The organism is Pseudomonas maioricensis, from assembly GCF_022790535.1.
GTDB lineage: Bacteria > Pseudomonadota > Gammaproteobacteria > Pseudomonadales > Pseudomonadaceae > Aquipseudomonas > Aquipseudomonas maioricensis.
In genome coordinates this window covers 230,755-253,202 of record NZ_LOHG01000009.1, presented here as the reverse complement: position 1 = coordinate 253,202, position 22,448 = coordinate 230,755, and the positions used below count along the sequence as shown (strand labels likewise).

Annotated in this window: 17 protein-coding genes; 12 read left to right on the top strand and 5 right to left on the bottom strand. The window is 57.0% G+C overall.

All coding sequences use genetic code 11. The features are described from left to right. The first annotated feature begins 5 nt into the window (after positions 1-5). The 6 genes from AUC61_RS16220 to pgi all read left to right on the top strand — a co-directional run bounded on the left by AUC61_RS16220 (position 6) and on the right by pgi (position 8,106). On the top strand, positions 6-1,436 hold the full coding sequence (locus tag AUC61_RS16220) for a sigma-54-dependent transcriptional regulator (protein WP_122666672.1): 1,431 nt from the start codon (positions 6-8) through the stop codon (positions 1,434-1,436). A gap of 839 nt (positions 1,437-2,275) precedes the next feature. Then, positions 2,276-3,679 (top strand): polynucleotide adenylyltransferase PcnB, encoded by a 1,404-nt coding sequence (locus AUC61_RS16215; protein ID WP_243247236.1) that lies wholly within the window; start codon positions 2,276-2,278, stop codon positions 3,677-3,679. 6 nt (positions 3,680-3,685) lie between these two features. Further along, entirely contained in the window at positions 3,686-4,171 is a 486-nt protein-coding gene (gene folK / locus AUC61_RS16210; RefSeq protein ID WP_243247235.1) for a 2-amino-4-hydroxy-6-hydroxymethyldihydropteridine diphosphokinase, read from the top strand. Between the two features lie 267 nt (positions 4,172-4,438). Continuing rightward, positions 4,439-5,239 carry a 3-methyl-2-oxobutanoate hydroxymethyltransferase gene (panB, locus tag AUC61_RS16205; RefSeq protein ID WP_243247234.1) on the top strand — a complete coding sequence of 267 codons (801 nt, stop codon included), beginning with the start codon at positions 4,439-4,441 and terminating at the stop codon, positions 5,237-5,239. Then, complete coding sequence (gene panC, locus AUC61_RS16200) at positions 5,236-6,093, top strand: pantoate--beta-alanine ligase (RefSeq protein ID WP_243247233.1); 858 nt, start codon at positions 5,236-5,238, stop codon at positions 6,091-6,093. The genes panB and panC overlap by 4 nt, the downstream gene beginning before the upstream one ends. Positions 6,094-6,441: 348 nt before the next feature. Continuing rightward, positions 6,442-8,106, top strand: coding sequence for a glucose-6-phosphate isomerase (gene pgi / locus AUC61_RS16195; protein WP_243247232.1), 1,665 nt, complete (start codon positions 6,442-6,444; stop codon positions 8,104-8,106). Between the two features lie 197 nt (positions 8,107-8,303). On the opposite strand, the gene AUC61_RS16190 is transcribed toward pgi, so the two are convergent. Continuing rightward, on the bottom strand, positions 8,304-8,516 hold the full coding sequence (locus AUC61_RS16190; protein ID WP_243247231.1) for a DUF6124 family protein: 213 nt from the start codon (positions 8,514-8,516) through the stop codon (positions 8,304-8,306). Between the two features lie 504 nt (positions 8,517-9,020). On the opposite strand from AUC61_RS16190, the gene acs reads away from it, so the two are divergent. The 6 genes from acs to AUC61_RS16160 all read left to right on the top strand — a co-directional run bounded on the left by acs (position 9,021) and on the right by AUC61_RS16160 (position 17,932). Continuing rightward, positions 9,021-10,958 carry an acetate--CoA ligase gene (gene acs, locus AUC61_RS16185; protein ID WP_243247230.1) on the top strand — a complete coding sequence of 646 codons (1,938 nt, stop codon included), beginning with the start codon at positions 9,021-9,023 and terminating at the stop codon, positions 10,956-10,958. A 155-nt stretch (positions 10,959-11,113) separates the two neighbouring features. Further along, entirely contained in the window at positions 11,114-11,980 is an 867-nt protein-coding gene (locus AUC61_RS16180; protein ID WP_243247229.1) for an oxygenase MpaB family protein, read from the top strand. Positions 11,981-12,116: 136 nt separating this feature from the next. Continuing rightward, complete coding sequence (locus AUC61_RS16175; RefSeq protein ID WP_243247228.1) at positions 12,117-13,295, top strand: acetyl-CoA C-acetyltransferase; 1,179 nt, start codon at positions 12,117-12,119, stop codon at positions 13,293-13,295. Positions 13,296-13,499: 204 nt separating this feature from the next. Further along, positions 13,500-14,516 (top strand): class I SAM-dependent rRNA methyltransferase, encoded by a 1,017-nt coding sequence (locus AUC61_RS16170; protein ID WP_243247227.1) that lies wholly within the window; start codon positions 13,500-13,502, stop codon positions 14,514-14,516. A gap of 121 nt (positions 14,517-14,637) precedes the next feature. Further along, a complete protein-coding gene (locus AUC61_RS16165; protein WP_243247226.1) occupies positions 14,638-17,622 on the top strand; it encodes a DUF748 domain-containing protein in 2,985 nt (994 codons plus the stop codon). 4 nt (positions 17,623-17,626) lie between these two features. Further along, positions 17,627-17,932: a DUF2845 domain-containing protein gene (locus AUC61_RS16160; protein WP_243247225.1), complete on the top strand. Its 306-nt coding sequence runs from the start codon at positions 17,627-17,629 to the stop codon at positions 17,930-17,932. A gap of 267 nt (positions 17,933-18,199) precedes the next feature. On the opposite strand, the gene AUC61_RS16155 is transcribed toward AUC61_RS16160, so the two are convergent. From AUC61_RS16155 to truB, 4 genes are all read right to left on the bottom strand, one after another. Then, on the bottom strand, positions 18,200-18,550 hold the full coding sequence (locus AUC61_RS16155) for a BON domain-containing protein (RefSeq protein WP_243247224.1): 351 nt from the start codon (positions 18,548-18,550) through the stop codon (positions 18,200-18,202). Positions 18,551-18,840: 290 nt separating this feature from the next. Further along, positions 18,841-20,946 (bottom strand): polyribonucleotide nucleotidyltransferase, encoded by a 2,106-nt coding sequence (gene pnp, locus AUC61_RS16150; protein WP_027900330.1) that lies wholly within the window; start codon positions 20,944-20,946, stop codon positions 18,841-18,843. Between the two features lie 170 nt (positions 20,947-21,116). Beyond that, entirely contained in the window at positions 21,117-21,386 is a 270-nt protein-coding gene (rpsO, locus tag AUC61_RS16145; protein ID WP_002555121.1) for a 30S ribosomal protein S15, read from the bottom strand. Between the two features lie 142 nt (positions 21,387-21,528). Further along, positions 21,529-22,446 carry a tRNA pseudouridine(55) synthase TruB gene (truB, locus tag AUC61_RS16140; protein ID WP_243247223.1) on the bottom strand — a complete coding sequence of 306 codons (918 nt, stop codon included), beginning with the start codon at positions 22,444-22,446 and terminating at the stop codon, positions 21,529-21,531. Positions 22,447-22,448 lie beyond the last annotated feature (2 nt).

The following is a 22,448-nucleotide window of genomic DNA, read 5'->3' as shown; positions in this document are numbered from 1 at the left end:
AATAAATGCCCCATATTCTGATCGTCGAAGACGAAACAATCATCCGCTCGGCCCTTCGCCGCCTGCTCGAACGTAACCAGTACCAGGTCAGCGAAGCAGGTTCGGTGCAGGAAGCACAGGAACGTTTCAGCATTCCTTCGTTTGATCTGATCGTCAGCGATTTGCGCTTGCCCGGGGCTCCCGGCACTGAGCTTATAAAGCTCGGCGAGGGCAAACCGGTGCTGATCATGACCAGCTACGCAAGCCTGCGCTCGGCGGTCGATTCCATGAAAATGGGCGCCGTCGATTACATCGCCAAGCCGTTCGACCACGACGAAATGCTTCAGGCAGTTGCCCGTATCCTGCGCGATCGCCAGACCGTGCAAAGCATTCAGGCTGACCGCAGCGCCGCCAAAGCCGGTAACCCGGACAAAGCTGGCGTTGATAACAGCAATGGCGAGATCGGCATCATTGGCTCCTGCGCCCCCATGCAGGATCTCTACAGCAAGATTCGCAAGGTCGCCCCCACCGATTCGAACGTGCTGATTCAGGGTGAATCAGGCACGGGTAAAGAGTTGGTCGCGCGCGCACTGCACAATCTGTCGCGCCGGGCAAAAGCCCCGATGATTTCGGTCAACTGTGCGGCGATTCCAGAAACGCTGATCGAGTCCGAGCTGTTCGGCCACGAAAAAGGCGCGTTCACGGGTGCCAGTGCTGGCCGTGCCGGTCTAGTGGAAGCAGCCGATGGCGGCACGCTGTTCCTCGACGAAATTGGCGAGTTGCCGCTCGAAGCTCAGGCGCGTCTATTGCGCGTGCTGCAAGAGGGCGAAATTCGTCGCGTGGGTTCAGTCCAGTCACAGAAAGTGGATGTACGCCTGATAGCGGCCACTCACCGAGACCTGAAAAGCCTGGCCAAAGTCGGCCAGTTCCGCGAAGACCTTTATTACCGTCTGCACGTTATTGCCTTGAAGCTCCCCGCACTGCGCGAGCGCGGTAACGATGTGCTGGATATCGCCCGCGCCTTCCTGACCCGACAAAGTCTCAAGGCCGGTCGTAACGACCTGAGATTTGCTCCCGACGCAGAACTCGCCATTCGCCAGTACACCTGGCCTGGCAACGTTCGCGAACTGGAGAACGCTGTAGAGCGGGCAGTTATTTTGTGTGAAAGCCCGGAAATCTCTGCAGAACTGCTGGGCATCGACATTGAACTCAGCGATCTGGAAGACGAAGACTTCATCGGCCTCGCTCCCCAGCAAGGCTCCGCAAGCTCCACCAGCCATGAACCCACTGAAGATCTGTCCCTTGAGGACTATTTTCAGCACTTCGTACTGGAGCATCAGGACCACATGACCGAGACCGAGCTGGCGCGCAAACTGGGCGTCAGTCGCAAATGCCTGTGGGAGCGTCGCCAGCGTCTGGGCATTCCTCGTCGCAAAGGCGTCGCGAGCGAAACCTGATCAGCCTTGCGAGGCTCTGGCCCGTGCGTTGTGAATGGGCCAGAAACTGTTACCTCAACAGGTGTGCGTAACAAAAGCCGGGGTTTACGGTAACGAAAACTCCGGCTTTTTTGTGCCACTCAAAAGCCATCAAACCTCTGAAAGCCCCGGTTTTAAAGGGTTTGTAAAAGTTGGCACAGGTCCTGCTATATCTCTAGTACAAGAACAACAAAAACACGCAGTGCTAAACACCATAATAAAAACAATACGAATCGACTCACGCATAACAAGAACAACACGGCGGAGGCGCAGCTAACTGATTCTTTTGGAGAGGCGTTGTATTTGGGGCTTGCCCCGCAACCAGGCTGAGAACAACAAAAACTACCCTAAGGTAGCGCCTGAACTGGTTGGATCAAATGATCATTGCAACACAGCGACCAAAGCAATCCGTTTGCTCTTGACTCCCGATTGGGAGGTTTCACAGACGAAAGTCTCGTGAATGGGCACTCAACAAAAACAAGAAGCCCACAGACAAAATAAAAATAAGAGCACGCACTTTGGGGGAGCTTCGGCTCCCCCAGTAGCTTCTGAAAGAAACTCCCTCCTGACACATCCCCAGATTGAAATGCGCTCTCAATGAATCACCGAATCCTGTAGGAGCTGCCGAAGGCTGCGAAAGCATTCTCATGGCAGACCCAATTCGCAGCCTTCGGCAGCTCCTACAGATCTCAGCGCCTGGCAGATGGCTTAACACCATCGCGCAGCTTCCTACACCATCCCCTGACTAAATGCTAGAATCCCCGCCCATCATGCGGTCATTCTTCGTTTATGGCCGAATATTCCTTCAAACAGTGCATCCCATGCTGAAGAAGCTGTTCCAGTCATTCCGTACTCCACTGCGTAAACCGCAGCAACATATTCGCAGCACGCCTGAAGTGCTCAACAGCAGCCAACACTCGCTGCAACGCGGCCAATTCAGTCGCTATGCGGTGAATATTGTCGAACGCCTGCAAAATGCCGGCTATCAGGCTTATCTGGTTGGCGGCTGTGTCCGCGACCTGATGCTGAATATCACGCCCAAAGACTTCGACGTCGCCACCAGCGCCACACCGGAGCAGGTGCGTGCCGAATTCCGTAACGCCCGCATCATTGGCCGCCGCTTCAAGTTGGTCCACATCCACTTCGGTCGAGAAATCATCGAAGTCGCCACGTTCCGCGCCAACCATCCGCAAGATGACGAAGAAGAGGACAGCAATCAGTCCTCACGTAATGAAAGCGGGCGGATTCTGCGCGACAACGTTTATGGCACTCTGGAAGACGACGCCCAGCGTCGTGACTTCACCATCAACGCGCTGTATTACGATCCGGTCAGCGAGCGCATTCTCGACTACGCCAACGGCGTACACGATATTCGCAATCGCCTGATCCGCCTGATTGGTGACCCGGAGCAGCGTTACAAGGAAGACCCGGTGCGCATGCTGCGTGCCGTGCGTTTCGCCGCCAAGCTGGATTTCGGTATCGAGAAACACAGCGCCACACCGATCCGACCGCTGGCGCCGATGCTGCGCGATATCCCTTCGGCACGGCTGTTCGAAGAAGTGCTCAAACTGTTCCTGTCCGGCTATGCCGAGCCGACCTTCGAAATGCTGGTAGATCTGGAACTGTTCGACCCGCTGTTCCCGGCCAGCGCCAAGGCCCTGGAATATCGCCCGACGTACACTCATACGCTCATCAGCCAGGCCCTGGCCAACACTGATCTGCGGATCAAGCAGAACAAACCGGTCACACCGGCATTCCTGTTCGCAGCGCTGCTATGGCCTGCCTTGCCAGCCAAAGTGCTGCGTCTGCAAGAGCGTGGCATGCCTCCGATCCCCGCGATGCAGGAAGCAGCCAACGAGCTGATCATCGAGCAGTGCCAGCGTATTGCGATTCCAAAGCGCTTTACCATGCCGATCCGGGAAATCTGGGACATGCAGGAACGCCTGCCACGTCGCTCCGGCAAGCGTGCTGACCTGCTGCTCGACAATCCACGCTTCCGGGCTGGTTACGACTTCCTGCTGCTGCGTGAAAGCGCGGGCGAAGAAACCGATGGCCTTGGCGAATGGTGGACCGACTATCAGGACGCCAACGACAGCGAACGCCGCAACATGATCAGCGATCTGGGCAGCAAACCAGATGCGGGCGCGCCTCGCAAACGACGCAGAAGCAGCGGCCCTAAACGCAAACGTGCCGGTGGCGATGCACCGGCCGCATCGGGCGAGTAACAACCTTTGGAACGCGTCTATATAGGCATGGGCAGTAATCTGGCTGCCCCAGCCGACCAATTGCGTCAGGCCATCCGGGCCTTGGCGAAACTGCCGCAGAGCAAATGGGTAGGCGTCTCTTCATTCTATGTAAGCGACTCGCTGTTGCCCAATCAGCCGCGTTACACCAACGCCGTTGCAGCGCTGGACACCACGCTCGAACCTTTGGCCCTGCTCGACGCCTTGCAGGCCATCGAACAGGGCCAGGGTCGGGAACGCACCGAGCGCTGGGGACCACGCACCCTGGACCTGGACATTCTGGTATTTGGCGACCGTCTGATCGACGAGGCACGGCTCAAGGTGCCGCACTACCATATGCAGGCCCGGGCTTTCGTGCTCTATCCGCTGGCCGAGCTTGCCCCTGACTTGCAATTGGCGGATGGCCGCTCCCTGAGCAAATTGCTGACCCGCTGCCCGTTTGAAGGTATCGAGCGCCTGGCACCTCAGGCGTAACAGACGGCACGCGGTAACACTCATCTGTAACACCTCGCGCGCGCAGTGTTTAACGGCATGCTCACCTGCGCAATGGTCGGCTGAAACAGGCAATTGACTTAATCCCCCCTCCTCACGAAGATAGGCGTCCCGCCAGCCTGTTCGCTGGCTTATGGGCGCAAGCAGGCTGCTTTTAAACACCGCAAACGACGGTGTACCTGCTTCTCCAGGATGAATTTCACGCGCTGCTCGCCGTAGTGTTCACCGCGCCTGACAGAGGACTTTTCCATGCCAGATATCACCGTAACGTCGTTGCAGGCACTCAAGCAGAAAGGCGAAAAAATCGCCATGCTGACTTGCTATGACGCGACCTTTGCCCATGCGGCCAGCCAGGCTGGCGTCGAAGTGCTGCTGGTCGGCGACTCGTTGGGCATGGTCCTGCAAGGCCATGACAGCACGCTGCCTGTGACCACTGCCGATACGGCCTATCACGTTGCCTGCGTTAAACGTGGCAATCAGGGCGCGCTGGTCATGGCCGACCTGCCCTTCATGTCTTATGCAACCCTGGACCAGACTTACGCCAACAGCGCCGCGTTGATGCAGGCGGGCGCGCACATGGTAAAAATTGAAGGCGCGGCCTGGCTGGCTGAGTCGATTCGTCTGCTGGCGGATCGCGGTATCCCGGTCTGCGCGCACATGGGCCTGACTCCGCAATCAGTCAACGTGCTGGGCGGTTACAAAGTTCAAGGTCGTCTGGAGACCCAGGCGCGGCAGATGCGCGCCGATGCGATTACCCTGGAACAGGCCGGTGCAGCGATGATTCTGCTGGAATGCGTACCGAGCGAACTGGCGCAAGAAATCAGCCATGCGGTGAAAATCCCGGTCATCGGTATTGGCGCAGGCAGTGCTACCGACGGCCAGGTGCTGGTCATGCATGACATGCTCGGCCTTTCCATCACCGGGCGCGTCCCCAAGTTCGTGAAGAACTTCATGACCGGTCAGCCTGACATCCAGTCAGCACTTCATGCCTATGTCACAGCAGTCAAAGACGTCAGCTTCCCCGGAACAGAACACGGATTCTCGGCATGAACACAGTAAAAACCGTACGCGAATTGCGCGCCGCCATCGCTCGTGCACGCAGTGAAGGCAAGCGGGTCGGCCTCGTGCCCACCATGGGCAATCTGCACAGCGGCCACACAGCGCTGGTGACCAAAGCGGCACAGCGCGCCGACTTCGTAGTAGCGACTATCTTCGTCAACCCCATGCAATTCGGACCCAACGAAGATTTGGCGACCTACCCGCGCACCCTCGCTGCCGATCAGGCAAAGTTGCTCGAAGCAGGTTGCCACCTGTTGTTCACGCCCAACGTTGAAGAAATGTATCCCCACGGGATGACCGACCAGACGACAGTCAGCGTCCCGGTTATTTCCGAAGGTCTGTGCGGCGCCAGCCGTCCTGGTCATTTCGACGGCGTGTCGACGGTTGTCAGCAAGCTGTTCAACATGGTTCAGCCTGACCTGGCCGTATTTGGCGAAAAGGACTTCCAGCAGTTGGCAGTCATCCGCGCGCTGGTTCGCGATCTGAATATGCCGATTCAGATCATTGGCGAGCCTACTGTTCGCGCCGAAGACGGCCTCGCACTGTCGTCACGCAACGGTTATCTCAACGAAGAACAGCGCGCTGTCGCACCGGCCCTTTATAAAGTCATCCAGGAGATTGGCGCAGCTGTCGATAGCGGTGACAAAAACTTCGTCACCCTGCTCGAGGCGGGCAAGCGCCAGCTCGAAGCGGCCGGGTTCCGCCCCGACTATCTGGAAATCCGCGAAGCCACCAGCCTGCGCCCCGCGACCGATCAAGATGGCGATCTGGTGATTCTGGCCGCTGCGTTTCTGGGCAAGACCCGTTTGATCGATAATCTGCATCTGAACCGCGAGCAGCATTAAGCCCAACAGGAGGCCTTGTAGGAGCTGCCGAAGGCTGCGATGGCGGTGTGTCAGGACGAGCGCTTTCGCAGCCTTCGGCAGCTCCTACAATTTACGTATCTTCCTGCCTACACTAGGCAATGAACTTCGCCCCACCCGCAATGCCCTATTCGTACCGGTTGCCTGACAGCACCGATGCGATGGCTGTTCATCGAACCGACAGCTTCGTGTGAAATAGTACCGAGTCCCAAGTCGTTCAGGCGCAGACACAGCCGCACATTATGTTTAGTCTTGGTGCCACGATTAAAAAGTCTGCTTATCTTCGCTTTCAGTGTTTAGCCAGTTCCAAGTACAAGGAAACCCGCAGCGATGGCGTACTACCGCACCCCTTCTGATGTGACCGCCCTGCCCGCATGGCAGGCGCTCAACCAACACCGCGAAGCCATGCAGAATTTCAGCATGCGCGAAGCCTTCAATGCTGACCCGCAGCGTTTCAGCCAATTCACCCTGAGCAGTTGCGGACTGTTCCTCGATTACTCGAAGAACCTGATCAATACCGAAACGCGCGACTTGCTGGTCAAGCTGGCCAATGAAGTGGGCCTCAAAGACGCCATCAAGGCGCAGTACGACGGCGAACTGGTCAACTCTTCCGAAGGCCGCCCGGCCCTGCATACTGCGCTGCGCCGTCCAGTGGGCGACAAGCTGCAGGTCAATGGCGTCAATGTGATGCCTGAAGTGCACAAAGTGCTGAACCAGATGACTGATCTGGTCGGCCGCATTCACGATGGCCTGTGGCGCGGTTACACCGAAAAGCCAATCACCGACGTGGTGAACATCGGCATCGGTGGCTCATTCCTCGGCCCGGAGCTGGTCTCTGAAGCGCTGTTGTCTTACGCCCAGAAAGGCGTGCGCTGCCACTACCTGGCGAACATTGACGGCAGTGAGTTCCACGAACTGACCATGAAGCTGCGCGCCGAAACGACGCTGTTCATCGTTTCGTCGAAGACCTTCACCACACTGGAAACCCTCAAGAACGCAACCGCGGCGCGTGCCTGGTATCTGGCACAAGGTGGTTCCGAGGCTGAGCTGTATCGCCACTTCATCGCGGTGTCGAGCAACAACGCCGCAGCCGTAGCGTTCGGGATCCGTGAAGAGAATATCTTCCCGATGTGGGACTGGGTCGGTGGTCGTTACTCGCTGTGGTCGGCCATCGGGCTGCCTATCGCACTGGCTATCGGCATGTCCAACTTCAAGGAACTGTTGTCCGGTGCTTATTCCATGGACCAACACTTCCTGACCGCACCTTTCGAGCAGAATATGCCGGTGCTGCTGGGCTTGCTGGGCGTCTGGTACGGTAATTTCTGGGGCGCGCAGAGCCACGCGATCCTGCCGTACGACCACTACCTGCGCAACATCACCAAACACTTGCAACAGCTGGACATGGAATCCAACGGCAAAAGCGTCCGTCAGGACGGCACGCCGACGGCGACCGACACCGGCCCGGTGATCTGGGGTGGCGTAGGCTGCAACGGTCAGCACGCGTATCACCAGTTGCTGCACCAAGGCACCCAATTGATCCCGGCCGACTTCATCGTGCCGATTGTCAGCTTCAACCCGGTTTCTGATCATCACCAGTGGCTGTACGCCAACTGCCTGTCACAAAGCCAGGCGCTGATGATCGGTAAAACCCGTGCAGAAGCCGAAGCTGAATTGCGTGATAAAGGGCTGAGCGAAGAAGACGTGCAGAAACTTGCACCGCACAAGGTCATCCCGGGCAACCGTCCGAGCAACACACTGGTGGTAGAGCGCATCAGCCCTCGCCGCCTCGGAGCGCTGGTCGCGATGTATGAGCACAAGGTCTTCGTGCAAAGCGTGATCTGGGGTATCAACGCCTTCGACCAATGGGGCGTGGAGCTGGGCAAGGAAATGGGTAAAGCCGTTTACCAACGCCTGACCGGTGGCACCGACGAGCCTGCCGACGATGCTTCGACCCAAGGCCTGATCAACTACTTCCGCGGCCGTCACCGCGGCTGATTGGCCCAAAGCGACACCCAAACCCGCTGCTCTCGCAAGAGACGGCGGGTTTTGTGCTCTTGGGATGTGGTAAACGCTGTACGTGTGTGAGCTGGGCTTGCCCGCGATGAACGATAACCAGGTTGAGGCCTGTAAATCAGGTTGACCTTATCGCGGGCAAGCCCAGCTCCCACAAGGGATAGCATCTCAGGCCAGGCTCAGTGCGCCTCGACCCGCGCCAACGAGCGATCCAGTTCGGTTCTGGCCATGCCAATCAAGTGCACCACCGAAAAAGCCAAGTCACGTTTCGGGCCGTTTAGGCTGTCGCCGGACTCGTATGCGGTAGCGGCAGCACAACGCAGCAGGTCGCTGACGTGCAGCAGGGATTCCTCGAGAGAAATGTCGGGTGGATCCGGTGTTACTTTTTTCATGACTACCTTCCTGTGAGGCCACCGGACAATCGCTGCTAAACGAATGAGGGTGGCGGCTTTGTCGCGGGTTAGCAGACCGGGGAAGATAGCCAAATCCGGCGCGCCCGAAGACGCCCCACGCAAAGCCGCCATAAGCGGTAAGTCTGCGTGGCTACCCTCCACAGGCTGCTAAACCCGATCACTGATGAGCAGTGACCGGCGCAGCCTAGAGAGCAAAATCCACCCACGCAAGGGGTCAGGATTTTCTAGGAAACTTCACGCAGATGAAAGGGATAGGTCTGTCAGAATCAGGCTATTTCCGGGGCATATCGTTAGCGTTCGTAACAAATCAACCCGCCCCTGTAGGAGCTGCCGAAGGCTGCGAAGGCGGCCTGCCTGACACACAGCCAATCGCAGCCTTCGGCAGCTCCTACAGAACGGGCACGTGGCATCCCACCCAATTGAACCCACCCTCCCCCAACAAGCTCCTATTCTTTGATGACTCCACAAGAATAAGGAACCGTCATGTTCGATATCAGCAAGTTCCCCAAGGCAGAAGCAGTACGACAGGCCGCACAGCTCAGCCACTCAGACTATCAGCGCATGTACCGTCAATCGGTGGAGCAGCCCGACCAGTTCTGGGCCGAACAGGCCAATCAGTTCCTCGACTGGTCAGCCCCCTGGAGCACTGTGCAAAAGACCGACCTGAAAACCGGCGCAGCGGAGTGGTTCAAAGATGCCAAACTCAACGTCAGCTACAACTGCATCGACCGCCATCTGAAGGATCGCGGTGAGCAGGTCGCTATCATCTGGGAAGGTGACAACCCTTCCGACTCGGCCAAAATCACCTACAGGCAACTGCATCAGCACGTCGCCCGCTTGGCCAACGTGCTGAAAAGCCGGGGCGTGAAGAAAGGTGATCGGGTGTGTATCTATATGCCGATGGTCCCTGAAGCCGCTTACGCGATGCTCGCCTGTACACGAATTGGCGCGATGCATTCAGTGGTGTTCGGTGGGTTCTCGCCTGAAGCCCTGCGCGACCGGATCCTTGACGCCGACTGTCGCACAGTGATCACCGCAGACGAAGGCGTGCGCGGCGGCAAACAGATACCGCTCAAGCAAAACGTCGACAAGGCCTTGCAGAGCTGCCCGGACGTCAGCACCGTGCTGGTCGTGCAGCGAACCAAAGGCAAGGTCGAGTGGGTGCCTGATCGGGATATCTGGTACCACGAAAGCCTGCAGAATGTGAGCGACGATTGCCCGCCGGAAGTGATGGACGCTGAAGATCCGCTGTTTATCCTCTACACCTCAGGCAGCACCGGCAAACCCAAGGGTGTTTTGCACACCACTGGCGGGTATTTGCTGCAGGCCGCCATGACCTTCCAGTACGCTTTTGACTATCACGATGGCGAGGTCTTTTGGTGCACGGCGGATGTCGGTTGGGTCACGGGCCACAGCTATATTGTTTACGGGCCGTTGGCCAATGGCGCCACCACCCTGATGTTCGAAGGCGTGCCCAACTATCCCGATGCGTCGCGCTTCTGGCAGGTCATCGACAAGCATCAGGTCAATATTTTCTACACCGCGCCAACCGCCTTGCGCGCCTTGATGCGTGAAGGTCCAAAGCCGCTGCAGTCCACGTCCCGGGAAAGTCTGCGATTGCTCGGCAGCGTCGGTGAGCCTATCAACCCTGAAGCGTGGGAATGGTATTTCCGTGAGGTAGGCAAAGAGCGCTGCCCCATCATCGATACCTGGTGGCAGACAGAAACCGGCGGCATCATGATGACCCCGCTGATCAGCAACAGCCCGATCAAGCCAGGCTGCGCGACCCAGCCGATGTTTGGTGTACAGCCCGTTTTACTCGATGAAAAGGGTAACGAGATTGAAGGTCCGGCCAGCGGTTTACTGGTCATCAAAGCCAGCTGGCCTGCGCAGATTCGCAGCGTCTATGGCGATAATCAGCGCATGATCGACACCTATTTCAAACCGTTCCCTGGCTATTATTTCACCGGCGACGGTGCGCGCCGCGACGAACATGGCGATTACTGGATCACAGGACGTGTTGATGACGTGATCAATGTGTCAGGCCATCGCATCGGCACGGCGGAAGTAGAAAGCGCATTGGTGCTGCACGACAGCATCGCTGAAGCCGCCGTGGTGGGTTATCCCCACGACGTCAAAGGCATGGGCATTTATGCCTTTGTGACGCCCATGGACGGAGTCGACGCCAACGATGAGCTGAAGAAACAGCTGCTTGCCCACGTCAGCTCGGAGATTGGCAGCTTTGCCAAACCGGAATTGATCCAATGGGCTCCCGCCCTGCCAAAAACCCGTTCGGGCAAGATCATGCGGCGTATTTTGCGCAAGATCGCCTGCAATGAACTGGATAGCCTGGGCGACACATCAACCTTGGCTGACCCAAGTGTGGTGGAGGGGCTGATCGACAAACGCTTGAATCGTTGAAGGAAGCGGGGCATGGTCGCTTAGTCACAAAGGAACTGTAGGCGCTGCCGAAGGCTGCGATAGCATCTGCTCAGACACACCGCTATCGCAGCCTTCGGCAGCTCCTACAGGTTGTCGTGCTACTCAGCCGTTTGCGCCCCGCGTAATGAGACCCCATGGAATTCATCCGTAGTCGTATCGAAACCCAGGTGATGAGCCTGACGGGCTTATCCCTCGGCCAACTCGATCTGGAAAATCCCAAGGGCGATCCGGGTCTGTTTGGGCCAGACGCTATCTGCTGGCAGGTGCATGGTGACTTCCCCTCCATGCTGATCGGCGGCCTCAGCGCCCTGATGCTGCAAGCCTTGCATCCTCTTGCGCTGGCTGGCGTGTGGGATCACTCCAACTTTCGCCAGGACATGCTTGGACGGCTACGGCGTACCGGGCAATTTATTTCCGGGACGACCTTCGGCTCAACCCGTGATGCCAACTGGCTGATCGACAAAGTCCGCACGATCCATTTGCAGGTCACCGGTACTGCACCGGATGGTCGTCCTTATGCCGCCAGCGATCCGGACTTGCTGACGTGGGTGCATGTAGCCGAGGTCAGCAACTTCCTTGCGGCGCACCTGCGCTATCTGAATCCAGTACTTTCACTGGCAGATCAGGACAAGTACTACGCAGAAACCGCTGTTATCGCAGAGCGCCTCGGTGCACGAAATGTACCTCGCTCCTCCCAGGCAATTGCCGAGTATCTCGAACAGATGCGGCCTCAATTGCTGTGCGACGAACGGAGCCGAGAAGTGCTGCGCATCCTGCTCAACGCGCCCGCACCGAGCTTGCTGGCTAAACCCATGGGCGCACTGATGATGCAGGCCGGTATCGACCTGCTGCCACTGTGGGCCAGTGACATGCTGGAGCTGCGCCAATCCCCACTGCGCCGACGGATAATTCGTGCAGGCGTCAAACGCAGCGCTCCCGTGCTGCGCTGGGCGGTACGCAATGCTTCAATTCACCGCGCCCGTCGGCGAATGGGGCTGTGATCGCAGAACCGGTACTGACCAGTTCTCGGTTGGAAGCTGGCCCGACTTCTGTGCCAACATGTCTTTCTGATCACAGCGAATCGGGCGGCCTGCAAAGCGCCTGACGTAAAACCCAATAATAGTGAGGATCCGCGCCATGCAAGACGTCGTTATCGTTGCCGCCACTCGTACCGCAGTCGGAAGTTTCCAGGGTTCACTGGCGAATATATCCGCAGTTGATCTGGGCGCAGCGGTCATCCGCCAGCTTCTGGTACAAACCGGGCTGGATGGCGCGCAAGTCGATGAAGTCATCATGGGGCAGGTGCTCACAGCAGGCGCGGGGCAAAACCCGGCGCGCCAGGCCGCAATCAAAGCAGGCCTGCCATTTGCCGTTCCGGCGATGACGCTGAATAAAGTCTGCGGCTCGGGCCTCAAGGCATTGCACCTGGCGACCCAGGCGATCCGCTGTGGCGACGCTGAAGTGATCATTGCCGGGGGCCAGGAAAACATGAGCCTGTCCAACTACGTCATGCCCGGCGCACGAACTGGCCTGCGCATGGGCCACAGCACGTTGGTAGATACCATGATCAGCGATGGTTTGTGGGATGCGTTCAATGACTATCACATGGGTATCACTGCCGAGAATCTGGCCGACAAATACGAAGTCAGCCGCGAGGCACAGGATGCGTTTGCAGCGTCTTCGCAGCAAAAAGCCGTTGCCGCAATTGAGGGAGGTCGTTTCGTCGACGAAATCACGCCGATTATGATCCCTCAGCGCAAGGGCGAGCCGGTGGCCTTCGCAATCGACGAGCAACCCCGCGCAGGCACCACAGCTGAAACGCTGGGCAAGCTCAAACCTGCCTTCAAGAAAGACGGCTCAGTGACAGCCGGTAACGCCTCTTCGCTCAACGATGGCGCCGCTGCGGTGATCCTGATGAGTGCAGCAAAAGCTGCAGAGCTGGGCTTGCCCGTGCTCGCACGCATCGCCGCGTATGCCAATGCCGGTGTTGACCCCGCCATCATGGGCATCGGTCCGGTCAGCGCAACTCGCCGCTGCCTCGACAAAGCCGGTTGGTCGATTGAACAGCTCGAGCTGATCGAAGCCAACGAAGCCTTCGCAGCCCAGGCCTTGTCCGTCGGCAAAGAGCTGGGCTGGGACATGGCCAAGGTCAACGTGAATGGCGGCGCTATCGCGCTGGGCCACCCGATTGGCGCCTCAGGCTGCCGCGTACTGGTGACCCTGCTGCACGAGATGATCAAGCGCGACGCCAAAAAGGGCCTTGCGACGCTGTGTATCGGCGGCGGTCAGGGCGTGGCACTGGCGTTGGCGCGGTAATCGAAGCCTGACTTGGACTACAAATTGTGGGAGCAGAGCCTGGTCTGGGTGGCATTTGCGACGATAAACGATAATTCGGTCTACCTGCGAATTGCGACACATGCATCGCGGGCAAGCACCGCTCCCACAAGGATTGCATTCACAACCTGAAATCAGGCCTTACCTGATAAACTGCCGCGCCTACATCCAGCCAAGGCGCTTAGCATGTCTTCCTTGATTCAGGCGCTCAGCGTCGCCCTCGATAACCGTCAACCGCTGCTTGCCGAGCTGCATCAGCAAGGCACGGACTGTTATCGGCTGTTCCACGGCAGCCAGGAAGGCGCCAGCGGTCTGACCATTGATCGTTACGGTCCGCAACTGCTTATACAGAGTTTCCATACTCGCCTTGAGCGTGATGCGCTGCTTGAGCTTCATGCCGCTGTGAATAGCCGACTGGGCCTGGATTTGTTGCTGGTCTACAACGATCGCTCCCAGGGCAATTCGCGAATTGACCGCGAAGATGTCGTCTACAAAGCCGAGCCTGCTGCACTTGAAGACCTGATCGGCCACGAATGGGGTCTCAATTACCGCATACGCGGGCGGCACGCCGGGCAGGACCCGTTGCTGTTTCTTGACCTGCGTAATACCCGGGGCTGGGTCAAGCAGCACAGCCAGGGCAAAAGCGTGCTCAATCTTTTCGCCTATACCTGCGGTGTTGGCCTGAGCGCAGCTGCGGGCGGGGCGAGTGAAGTCTGCAATCTGGACTTCGCGGAAGGCAACCTCGCCGTGGGTCGCGAAAACGGCGCACTTAACCCGCAATTGCCGGGTATGTCGTTCATCCAGTCCGATTACTTCCCGGCAATCCGGCAAATGGCAGGCCTGCCTATCACTCAGCGCCGCGGCCATAAACTGCCTGACTATGTGAAACTGGAACAACGCCAATACGACCTGGTCCTGCTGGACCCGCCTGCCTGGGCCAAAAGCGCTTTCGGTACGGTAGACCTGCTGCGTGACTATCAAAGCCTGCTCAAGCCTGCGCTGCTGACCACTGCCGAGGCCGGCGTACTGATCTGCTGCAATAATCTGGCAAAGGTCAGCATGGAGGATTGGCGAGAGCAGGTCCTGCGATGTGCCACCAAAAGCGGGCGCCCTGTTCGCGATTGGCAGGTCATGCCGCCGGCTGCAGATTTCCCGTCGCTGGATAATCAGCCACCGCTCAAGACCCTTATTCTGCAACTCTGATGCCGCACAAGCCTTAGGGAAATATCCCACAACATGCAGGGGCAGCGTCTTCGGAACCAGATTGGCATGCCATACTCCAAGGAGCTCCCATAAAGTCCGATAAAGAGAGACGACGCCTCACATGTCCAAAGGATTGATACGCGCAGTTGGCACCTTACTGGTCGTTTTCGGACTCTATAGCGTTCTGGGCTTTCTGATTTTGCCCGGAGTCGGTTTACGCATTGCCAACCAGCAACTGGCTGCCTACTCCACTGTCCCGGCGCGCCTTGAACGCATTGAATTCAATCCCTACAGCCTTGAGCTGACCTTGTGGGGCCTGACTATCGGCGCACCGGGTAAAGAGCAGGTCGGCTTCGAAAAGCTTTATACCAATCTGCAGGTTGATAGCCTCTGGACCCGCGCCTTGCATCTGCGGGCCGTCGAGCTGATCAAACCCAAGACTGAACTGCTGTTCGGCAAGGACGGCACACTGAACCTGAGTCAGCTGTTCAAGTTGCCGCCCAGCGAGCCTGCCGCCGCAGATGAACCTGCCAGCAAACCCTTCCCGCTACGCATCGACGAAATAAAACTGGCTGACGGTTACGTGCACTTCCAGGACATGAGGCCCAGCGAACCGATCGAGTTTCTTTACGACAAGCTGAATCTGGAGCTGAAGAACCTCAGCACCCTGCCGGAAGACAATGCGGACATGACGATGGTCGCCGCAGGGCCTGAGGGAGGGCAGATCGATTGGGTCGGGCGCATCAGCCTGCTACCAATCACATCTGAAGGCACGCTGAAAGTCACTGACAGCAAAATGAAGGTCTGGTGGCCCTATGTGCGCGATGCCCTGCCATTGGTGTTGAAAGACGGCACGATGAACCTCAGCACGGCTTATTCACTCAATCTTTCGAAAGAAACCGAGTTGAAGCTGACCAACACCTCACTGAGCATCGCGCCGTTCGCCATCGACGCTCCGGATGGCCGCCCACTGGCGCGCTTGCAACGTCTGGATGTCACAGAAAGCTCGGTCGATCTGGCTAAACAATTAGTCACTGTTGGCAAGATCCGCAGCACAAAACTCGAAACCTGGGCAGCACTGGAGGCTGACGGTCAGTTGGACTGGCAAAAGCTGTTTGCCAGTCAGCCTGCCAAACCTGCTGCAAAACCCAAAGCGGCTACCGACAGCACACCAGCAGCAAAACCGGTGGTGGATGACAAGGCTGCTCCAGCGGCAGCGGAGACTCAGGCTTCGACCGCCAAACCTGTCGAAGCTTCCAAGCCATGGCAAGTGCTGCTCAAAGACGTGCAACTGCGCGATTACCAGGTCCACCTTGCTGATCGCAGTCAGAAAGAGCCGGTAGCACTTGATCTCAGCCCGTTGAATCTGGACCTGCAAAATTTCGACAGCCTGAACAAATCGCCGTTTACGCTGAAGCTGGATACTGGCGTCGGCAAGCAGGGCAAAATTACCGCAGCGGGCGACGTCAACCTGAACCCGGTCAGCGCAAAGCTGGATATCACGACCCGCGATATCGACCTGAGGGTCGCCCAAGCCTACATCAGCCCGTTCATTCGCCTGGAACTGCGCAGCGGCATGCTGGGCAGCGATCTGGCAGTGAATCTGAAAAGCACCGAGCCACTGGCGTTCAACATCAACGGTAAAGCCCAGGTCGAACAACTGCACACACTGGACACGCTGAAAAAGCGTGATTTCCTGAAGTGGCAAAAACTGACGCTTGAAGGCCTCAATTACGAGCACGGCGACAGTCTGAACATCGCCAGGGTCAATCTGGAGCAACCCTACGCGCGCTTCATGATCAACAATGACCGGACGACCAATATCGATGACCTGCTGATCCCACAGCCAGCGGATAAGTCTCCGGCAGCCAAGACCAACGCCTCAGCCAGCAACTCGAAACCGCTGGGTATTCGCATCGGTGAAGTGGATATCAATGACGGCTCGGCCAACTTTGCCGACTTCAGCCTGACGCCAAATTTCGCTACGGCCATTCAGCAACTCAACGGCAAGATTGGCACTCTGGACAATCGTCAGTCGGACCCTGCCACGGTGAACGTCAACGGTAAGGTGGACCGTTACGCACCGGTCACCATCAAAGGCAGCCTGAATCCGTTTGACCCTATGGCAGCGCTGGACATCGCCACCAGCTTCAAACGAGTGGAACTGACCACCCTGACGCCGTACTCCGGCAAATTTGCGGGGTACCGCATCCGTAAGGGGCGGCTCAATCTGGACCTGCATTACAAAATTACCAAAGGCCAGTTGCAGGCTGAGAACAAGGTCGTGGTGGAACAACTGGAGCTGGGTGAAAAAGTCGACAGCCCGGATGCGGTAGACCTTCCCTTGAAGCTGGCGGTGGCGCTACTCAAGGACGTTAACGGCAGGATATCCATCGAGCTGCCCGTATCCGGGGATTTGAACAATCCGCAGTTCAGTGTCATGCCCATTGTCTGGCAGACCCTGCGTAATCTGGTCGTCCGCGCGGCAGCGGCGCCATTCAACTTCATTGGCGGGCTAGTCACCGGCGGAGGCTCTGAGGACCTGAGCAGCGTGAAGTTCGCGCCCGGTGTCACTGACTTGAGCGCCGATGCACAAAAGGCGCTGGATAAGCTTGCGGCGGCCCTCAAGGAGCGCCCTACCCTGCGCCTTGAGATTGAAGGTACAAGTGCCGCCAGCAGCGATGGCCCATTCCTCGCTCAGCAGCGTCTTGAACGCGAATATCAATACACTTACTACAAGATCCTCCAGCGTCGCGGCGACAAGGTCCCGGCCAGGGCTGCGATGGTTGAGGTACCGGATAGCGAGAAGGCACCGATGCTTGAGGGTATCTATCGCGCACGCCTGAAAAAACAACCGCTGGCGCAGTGGACTGACCTGGGCAAGGAAGAACGCGCCAACAAGATGCGTAGCGAGATCATTCAATTCTGGAGCGGCAACGAGGTATTGTTACGTGAGCTCGGCCAGAATCGCGCCAGCAGCATCAAGGATTACCTGGTGGACAAGGGCAAACTCGAAGATGAGCGAGTCTATTTCGTCGACGCCAAACTGGGTCAGGCAGAAAAGGACGGCAGCGTGATCAGCCCATTGCATCTGGACAGCGAGTAACTGCATGCACCTGTATTTGATTCCCAGCCTGGTCTTGTTGGCTTTTGCCAGCGCATCTCAAGCGGCAACCCTGCGTTGTGGCAGCCAGCTCATCAGCGCCGGTGATCGCGCGTTTGAAGTGCAGCAAAAGTGTGGTGTGCCTGTAAGTCAGGAAGTCATTGGCTCGAAGGAGACCTACAGCGGCAATTACCGTCAGTCTGAGCAGGTGAGGATCGAAGAATGGATCTACGGCCCGGACCACGGCATGTATCAATACCTGCGCTTTGAAGGTGGCCGTTTGGTAAGGATCGATAGCAAGCGCGGGAATTGAGGGAACACCCTCTAATCGTGTAGGAGCTGCCGAAGGCTGCGATGGCGTTGCAGCAGGATGAATGCATCGCAGCCTTCGGCAGCTCTTACAGGTAATGGACCTAAATTGGAAAGCTGCATTTTAGACCCATAGAAAAAGCCCCGACGTTTCCGCCAGGGCTTTTAATGACCACATCCTTGTGGTCTTTCGCATGAACCTTCCAGAATCAGCGGTTACCCATCCAGGTTATCCACCAATCCATTTACTTGTTCAGCGATGAATGTCTGATTACTCAGCTTTCAGGCCTGCAGCCGATACGTCTTTAACACCTTTGATTTTCTTGGTGATAGCGACGGCAGTATTTTTCTGAGCTTCGGTCACTTTGACCATAGAGGACAGGGAAACCACGCCTTTGTTGGTTTCAACCTTGATGTCCGAACCTGGGATGCCTTTCTCAGTCAGCAGGTCAGCTTTGACCTTGGTGGTGATCCAGGTATCAGAAGTGTCTTCTTTCACTTCTTGAGTAGTGGTGTTGGCAGCTACGACCATTGGGGTAGCGGAAGTCTGAGCGAAGGCAGCGTTGGCCATAGTCAGAGTCAGTGCAGTAGCGGTGGCAGCAGCAATAGCGAACTTCTTCATACGAGTAACTCCTGTTTTTCTCAGAAACTGCGCCAGCAAGTGGCAGCAGGGTTACTGGTATATATCGCAAGCCGTATGCCAACATTGAGAATGATTATAAATCCTTTAAAAACAACAAGTTATGAAAACGGCATTTTTTTGGAATCGTGCAGATTGCCCGCTCGTCGAAACTTTCGCGTGCAAGATGCATGCTTTGATTATTACCCAAAAAAGTTCCGTAACTACTTAATTAGACACATAAAAAAGGGATCCCGAAGGATCCCTTTTTTAGCAGCTAACTGATCGACAGATCAGACGCCCGATGCTTTCGCAGCAGCAACGTCTTTGATCGACAGCTTGATACGGCCACGGTTGTCGACGTCCAGTACCAGCACTTCGACTTCCTCGCCTTCTTTCAGGATGTCGGTCACTTTCTCAACGCGAGCGTCGCTCAGCATGGAGATGTGAACCAGACCGTCCTTGCCAGGCAGGATGTTGACGAACGCGCCGAAGTCGACGATGCGCTCAACCTTGCCCACGTAGATCTTGCCGATCTCGGCCTCAGCAGTGATACCCAGAACGCGCTGACGTGCTGCCTCAGCGGCTTCCTTGGTTTCGCCGAAGATCTTGATCGAGCCATCGTCTTCGATATCGATCGAAGCCTTGGTCTCTTCACAGATTGCACGGATGGTTGCGCCACCTTTACCGATAACATCACGGATTTTGTCGGTGTCGATTTTCATCGCGATCATGGTCGGAGCATTTTCCGACAGCTCGGTACGCGACTGACCAATGATCTGGTTCATCTGACCGAGGATGTTCAGGCGCGCTTCCAGGGCTTGGCCCAGAGCGATTTCCATGATTTCTTCGGTGATGCCCTTGATCTTGATGTCCATCTGCAGCGCGGTAACACCTTTAGCGGTACCGGCTACTTTGAAGTCCATGTCGCCCAGGTGGTCTTCGTCACCCAGGATGTCGGTCAGGATGGCGAATTTCTCGCCTTCTTTAACCAGACCCATGGCGATACCGGCAACAGGTGCCTTCATCGGTACACCAGCGTCCATCAGTGCCAGGGAAGCACCGCAAACGGAAGCCATGGAGCTGGAACCGTTGGACTCGGTGATTTCCGAAACGATACGGATGGTGTACGGGAATACGTCAGCAGCAGGCAGCATGGCCTGAACCGAACGACGAGCCAGACGGCCGTGACCGATCTCGCGACGGCCAGCGCCACCCATGCGACCACACTCGCCCACCGAGAACGGAGGGAAGTTGTAGTGCAGCATGAACGGGTCTTTTTTCTCGCCTTCAAGGGTGTCGAGCAGTTGCGCGTCACGTGCGGTACCCAGGGTGGCAACAACCAGTGCCTGAGTTTCACCACGGGTGAACAGAGCCGAACCGTGAGTCTTCGGCAGAACGCCGACTTCGATGTTCAACGGACGTACGGTGCGAGTGTCGCGACCATCGATACGTGGCTTGCCGTTAACGATGTTCTCACGAACGGTGCGGTATTCGATTTCACCGAACGCTGCTTTGACTTCGCTGGCAGAAGGGCTGCCTTCTTCTACAGCGAGTTTGGCAACGATCTGATCTTTCAGCTCGCCCAGACGCGCGTAACGGTCAGCTTTTACGGTGATGGTATAAGCCTGGGAAATCGCGTCGCCGAACTCAGCGCGGATAGCGCTCAGCAGCGAAGTGGCTTCAGGCTTCGGCGTCCAGGCCCAGGTAGGCTTGGCAGCTTCGGCAGCCAGTTCTTTAACAGCCTTGATCACCGACTGGAATTCGTCGTGGGCGAACAGTACTGCACCCAGCATCTGGTCTTCAGTCAGCTCTTTTGCTTCCGATTCAACCATCAGAACGGCTTCTTCGGTACCGGCTACAACCATGTCCAGGCTCGAAGCCTTGAGTTGCTCGTAAGTCGGGTTCAGCAGGTAACCGGTGCTTTCGTGGAAAGCAACGCGAGCTGCGCCGATCGGGCCATCGAAAGGAATGCCGGAGATTGCCAGAGCAGCCGAAGTACCGATCATCGCAGCGACGTCCGGATCGGTTTTCTTGCTGGTGGAAACGACGGTGCAGACAACCTGCACTTCGTTCATGAAGCCTTCTGGAAACAGCGGACGGATCGGACGGTCGATCAGTCGCGAGGTCAGGGTTTCTTTCTCGGAAGGACGACCTTCACGCTTGAAGAAGCCACCAGGGATTTTACCTGCAGCGTAGGTTTTTTCCTGGTAGTGCACGGAAAGTGGGAAGAAGCCTTTGCTTGGGTCTGCTGTCTTGGCGCCGACCACAGTCACAAGTACGGTGACGTCATCGTCAACGGTGACCAATACAGCACCCGAAGCTTGACGGGCAATGCGGCCAGTCTCGAGGGTTACGGTCGATTGACCGAATTGAAATTTCTTGATTACCGGGTTCACGGTTTCCTACCTTCTTTGTGGCTCTTGGGGAACTGGTTTCTTACGAATTCTTGGGCGGTGCGGGGAATCGGCCCCACGACTGTCCAGATACAACTAGAGGCTGGGAGCCTGCCAGCCTTACCGAAAAACGGTAAGACGACGCAGACAACCAACCTCTATCCGAGTCGTTATTAGCGACGCAGACCCAGACGACCGATCAGGGCGCTGTAACGGCTAACGTCCTTACCTTTCAGGTAATCCAGCAGCTTACGACGCTGGTTTACCATACGGATCAGACCACGACGCGAGTGGTGATCTTTACCGTTGGCCTTGAAGTGGCCTTGCAGTTTGTTGATGTTGGCGGTCAGCAGTGCAACTTGCACTTCTGGCGAACCAGTGTCACCAACAGCTTGCTGGTAGTCGGTTACGATCTGAGCTTTTTCTTCAACGCTGAGTGCCATGTGGGCAATCCTTTTATCAGGAAACCGTTCCGAAGAGCGGTTTCAACAGGCCAAGGGCAAACCCTTGTATTAAAAGATGAGGAATGACCGTGCCTGTTAACAGCCATCCTCTCCCGGATCATTCACATGACCCGAGGTTCGGTCATTCTGACCGAATCAAACGACGTGGCGCGATCCGCCCGTCTTCGCTCACTTCACCGATACCGATGAAGCGACCATTGTGATCTTGCACCCGAACCATGCCAAATTGCGGGGCGTCCGGTGCTCTTACCGGCTGACCATGCAGCCAGTAAAACGAACTGTGTTCCGAAAACTGCAATACCGGCCAGTCCTGCAAACCGCTGTCCGATGGCATCAGGAAGCGATCAACTGCTTCATTACCGCCGTCGGCGTGCACCTGCTCCAACTCTTCCAGAGTGACCGTCTGGGCCAGGCTGAAAGGTCCGGCTTGTGTACGGCGCAATTGCGCGACATAAGCACCGCAGCCCAGTTTCTCACCAATATCTTCAACCAGGGTACGTATATATGTACCTTTGCTGCAATCGACCGAGAAGCGTGCAGTGTCTGCATCACATTCGAGCAATTCCAGGCGCGCAATAGTAACAGAACGCGGTTCGCGCTCCACTACTTCCCCGGCACGTGCCAGCTTATACAGGGGTTGCCCGTCACGCTTGAGAGCGGAGTACATCGGTGGTATCTGACTGATTTCACCGCGAAATCCCGGCAATACCGCTTCGATATCGTTACGACCAACGGTCACTGGACGCGTCTGCAAAACCTCGCCTTCGGCATCGCCGGTAGTCGTGGTTTTACCCAATTGCGCCAGTGTTTCGTAGGCCTTGTCTGAGTCGAGCAGGTATTGCGAGAACTTGGTGGCTTCGCCGAAGCACAACGGCAGTACGCCACTGGCCAACGGATCGAGGCTGCCGGTGTGGCCAGCCTTCTCGGCATTGAGCAACCAACGCACCTTCTGCAAGGCGGCGTTGGAAGTGAAGCCCAGAGGTTTGTCGAGCAGGATGATCCCACTGACGTTACGACGAATGCGCTTGACCTGAGCCACGC

What these genes read in the sequence shown, in the direction of transcription:
- AUC61_RS16220 (WP_122666672.1), top strand. Translation starts at nt 6, where the DNA reads ATGCCCCATATTCTGATCGTCGAAGACGAAACAATCATCCGCTCGGCC.
- AUC61_RS16215 (WP_243247236.1), top strand. Translation starts at nt 2,276, where the DNA reads ATGCTGAAGAAGCTGTTCCAGTCATTCCGTACTCCACTGCGTAAACCG.
- panB (WP_243247234.1), top strand. Translation starts at nt 4,439, where the DNA reads ATGCCAGATATCACCGTAACGTCGTTGCAGGCACTCAAGCAGAAAGGC.
- panC (WP_243247233.1), top strand. Translation starts at nt 5,236, where the DNA reads ATGAACACAGTAAAAACCGTACGCGAATTGCGCGCCGCCATCGCTCGT.
- pgi (WP_243247232.1), top strand. Translation starts at nt 6,442, where the DNA reads ATGGCGTACTACCGCACCCCTTCTGATGTGACCGCCCTGCCCGCATGG.
- AUC61_RS16190 (WP_243247231.1), bottom strand. Translation starts at nt 8,516, where the DNA reads ATGAAAAAAGTAACACCGGATCCACCCGACATTTCTCTCGAGGAATCC.
- acs (WP_243247230.1), top strand. Translation starts at nt 9,021, where the DNA reads ATGTTCGATATCAGCAAGTTCCCCAAGGCAGAAGCAGTACGACAGGCC.
- AUC61_RS16180 (WP_243247229.1), top strand. Translation starts at nt 11,114, where the DNA reads ATGGAATTCATCCGTAGTCGTATCGAAACCCAGGTGATGAGCCTGACG.
- AUC61_RS16175 (WP_243247228.1), top strand. Translation starts at nt 12,117, where the DNA reads ATGCAAGACGTCGTTATCGTTGCCGCCACTCGTACCGCAGTCGGAAGT.
- AUC61_RS16170 (WP_243247227.1), top strand. Translation starts at nt 13,500, where the DNA reads ATGTCTTCCTTGATTCAGGCGCTCAGCGTCGCCCTCGATAACCGTCAA.
- AUC61_RS16165 (WP_243247226.1), top strand. Translation starts at nt 14,638, where the DNA reads ATGTCCAAAGGATTGATACGCGCAGTTGGCACCTTACTGGTCGTTTTC.
- AUC61_RS16160 (WP_243247225.1), top strand. Translation starts at nt 17,627, where the DNA reads ATGCACCTGTATTTGATTCCCAGCCTGGTCTTGTTGGCTTTTGCCAGC.
- AUC61_RS16155 (WP_243247224.1), bottom strand. Translation starts at nt 18,550, where the DNA reads ATGAAGAAGTTCGCTATTGCTGCTGCCACCGCTACTGCACTGACTCTG.
- rpsO (WP_002555121.1), bottom strand. Translation starts at nt 21,386, where the DNA reads ATGGCACTCAGCGTTGAAGAAAAAGCTCAGATCGTAACCGACTACCAG.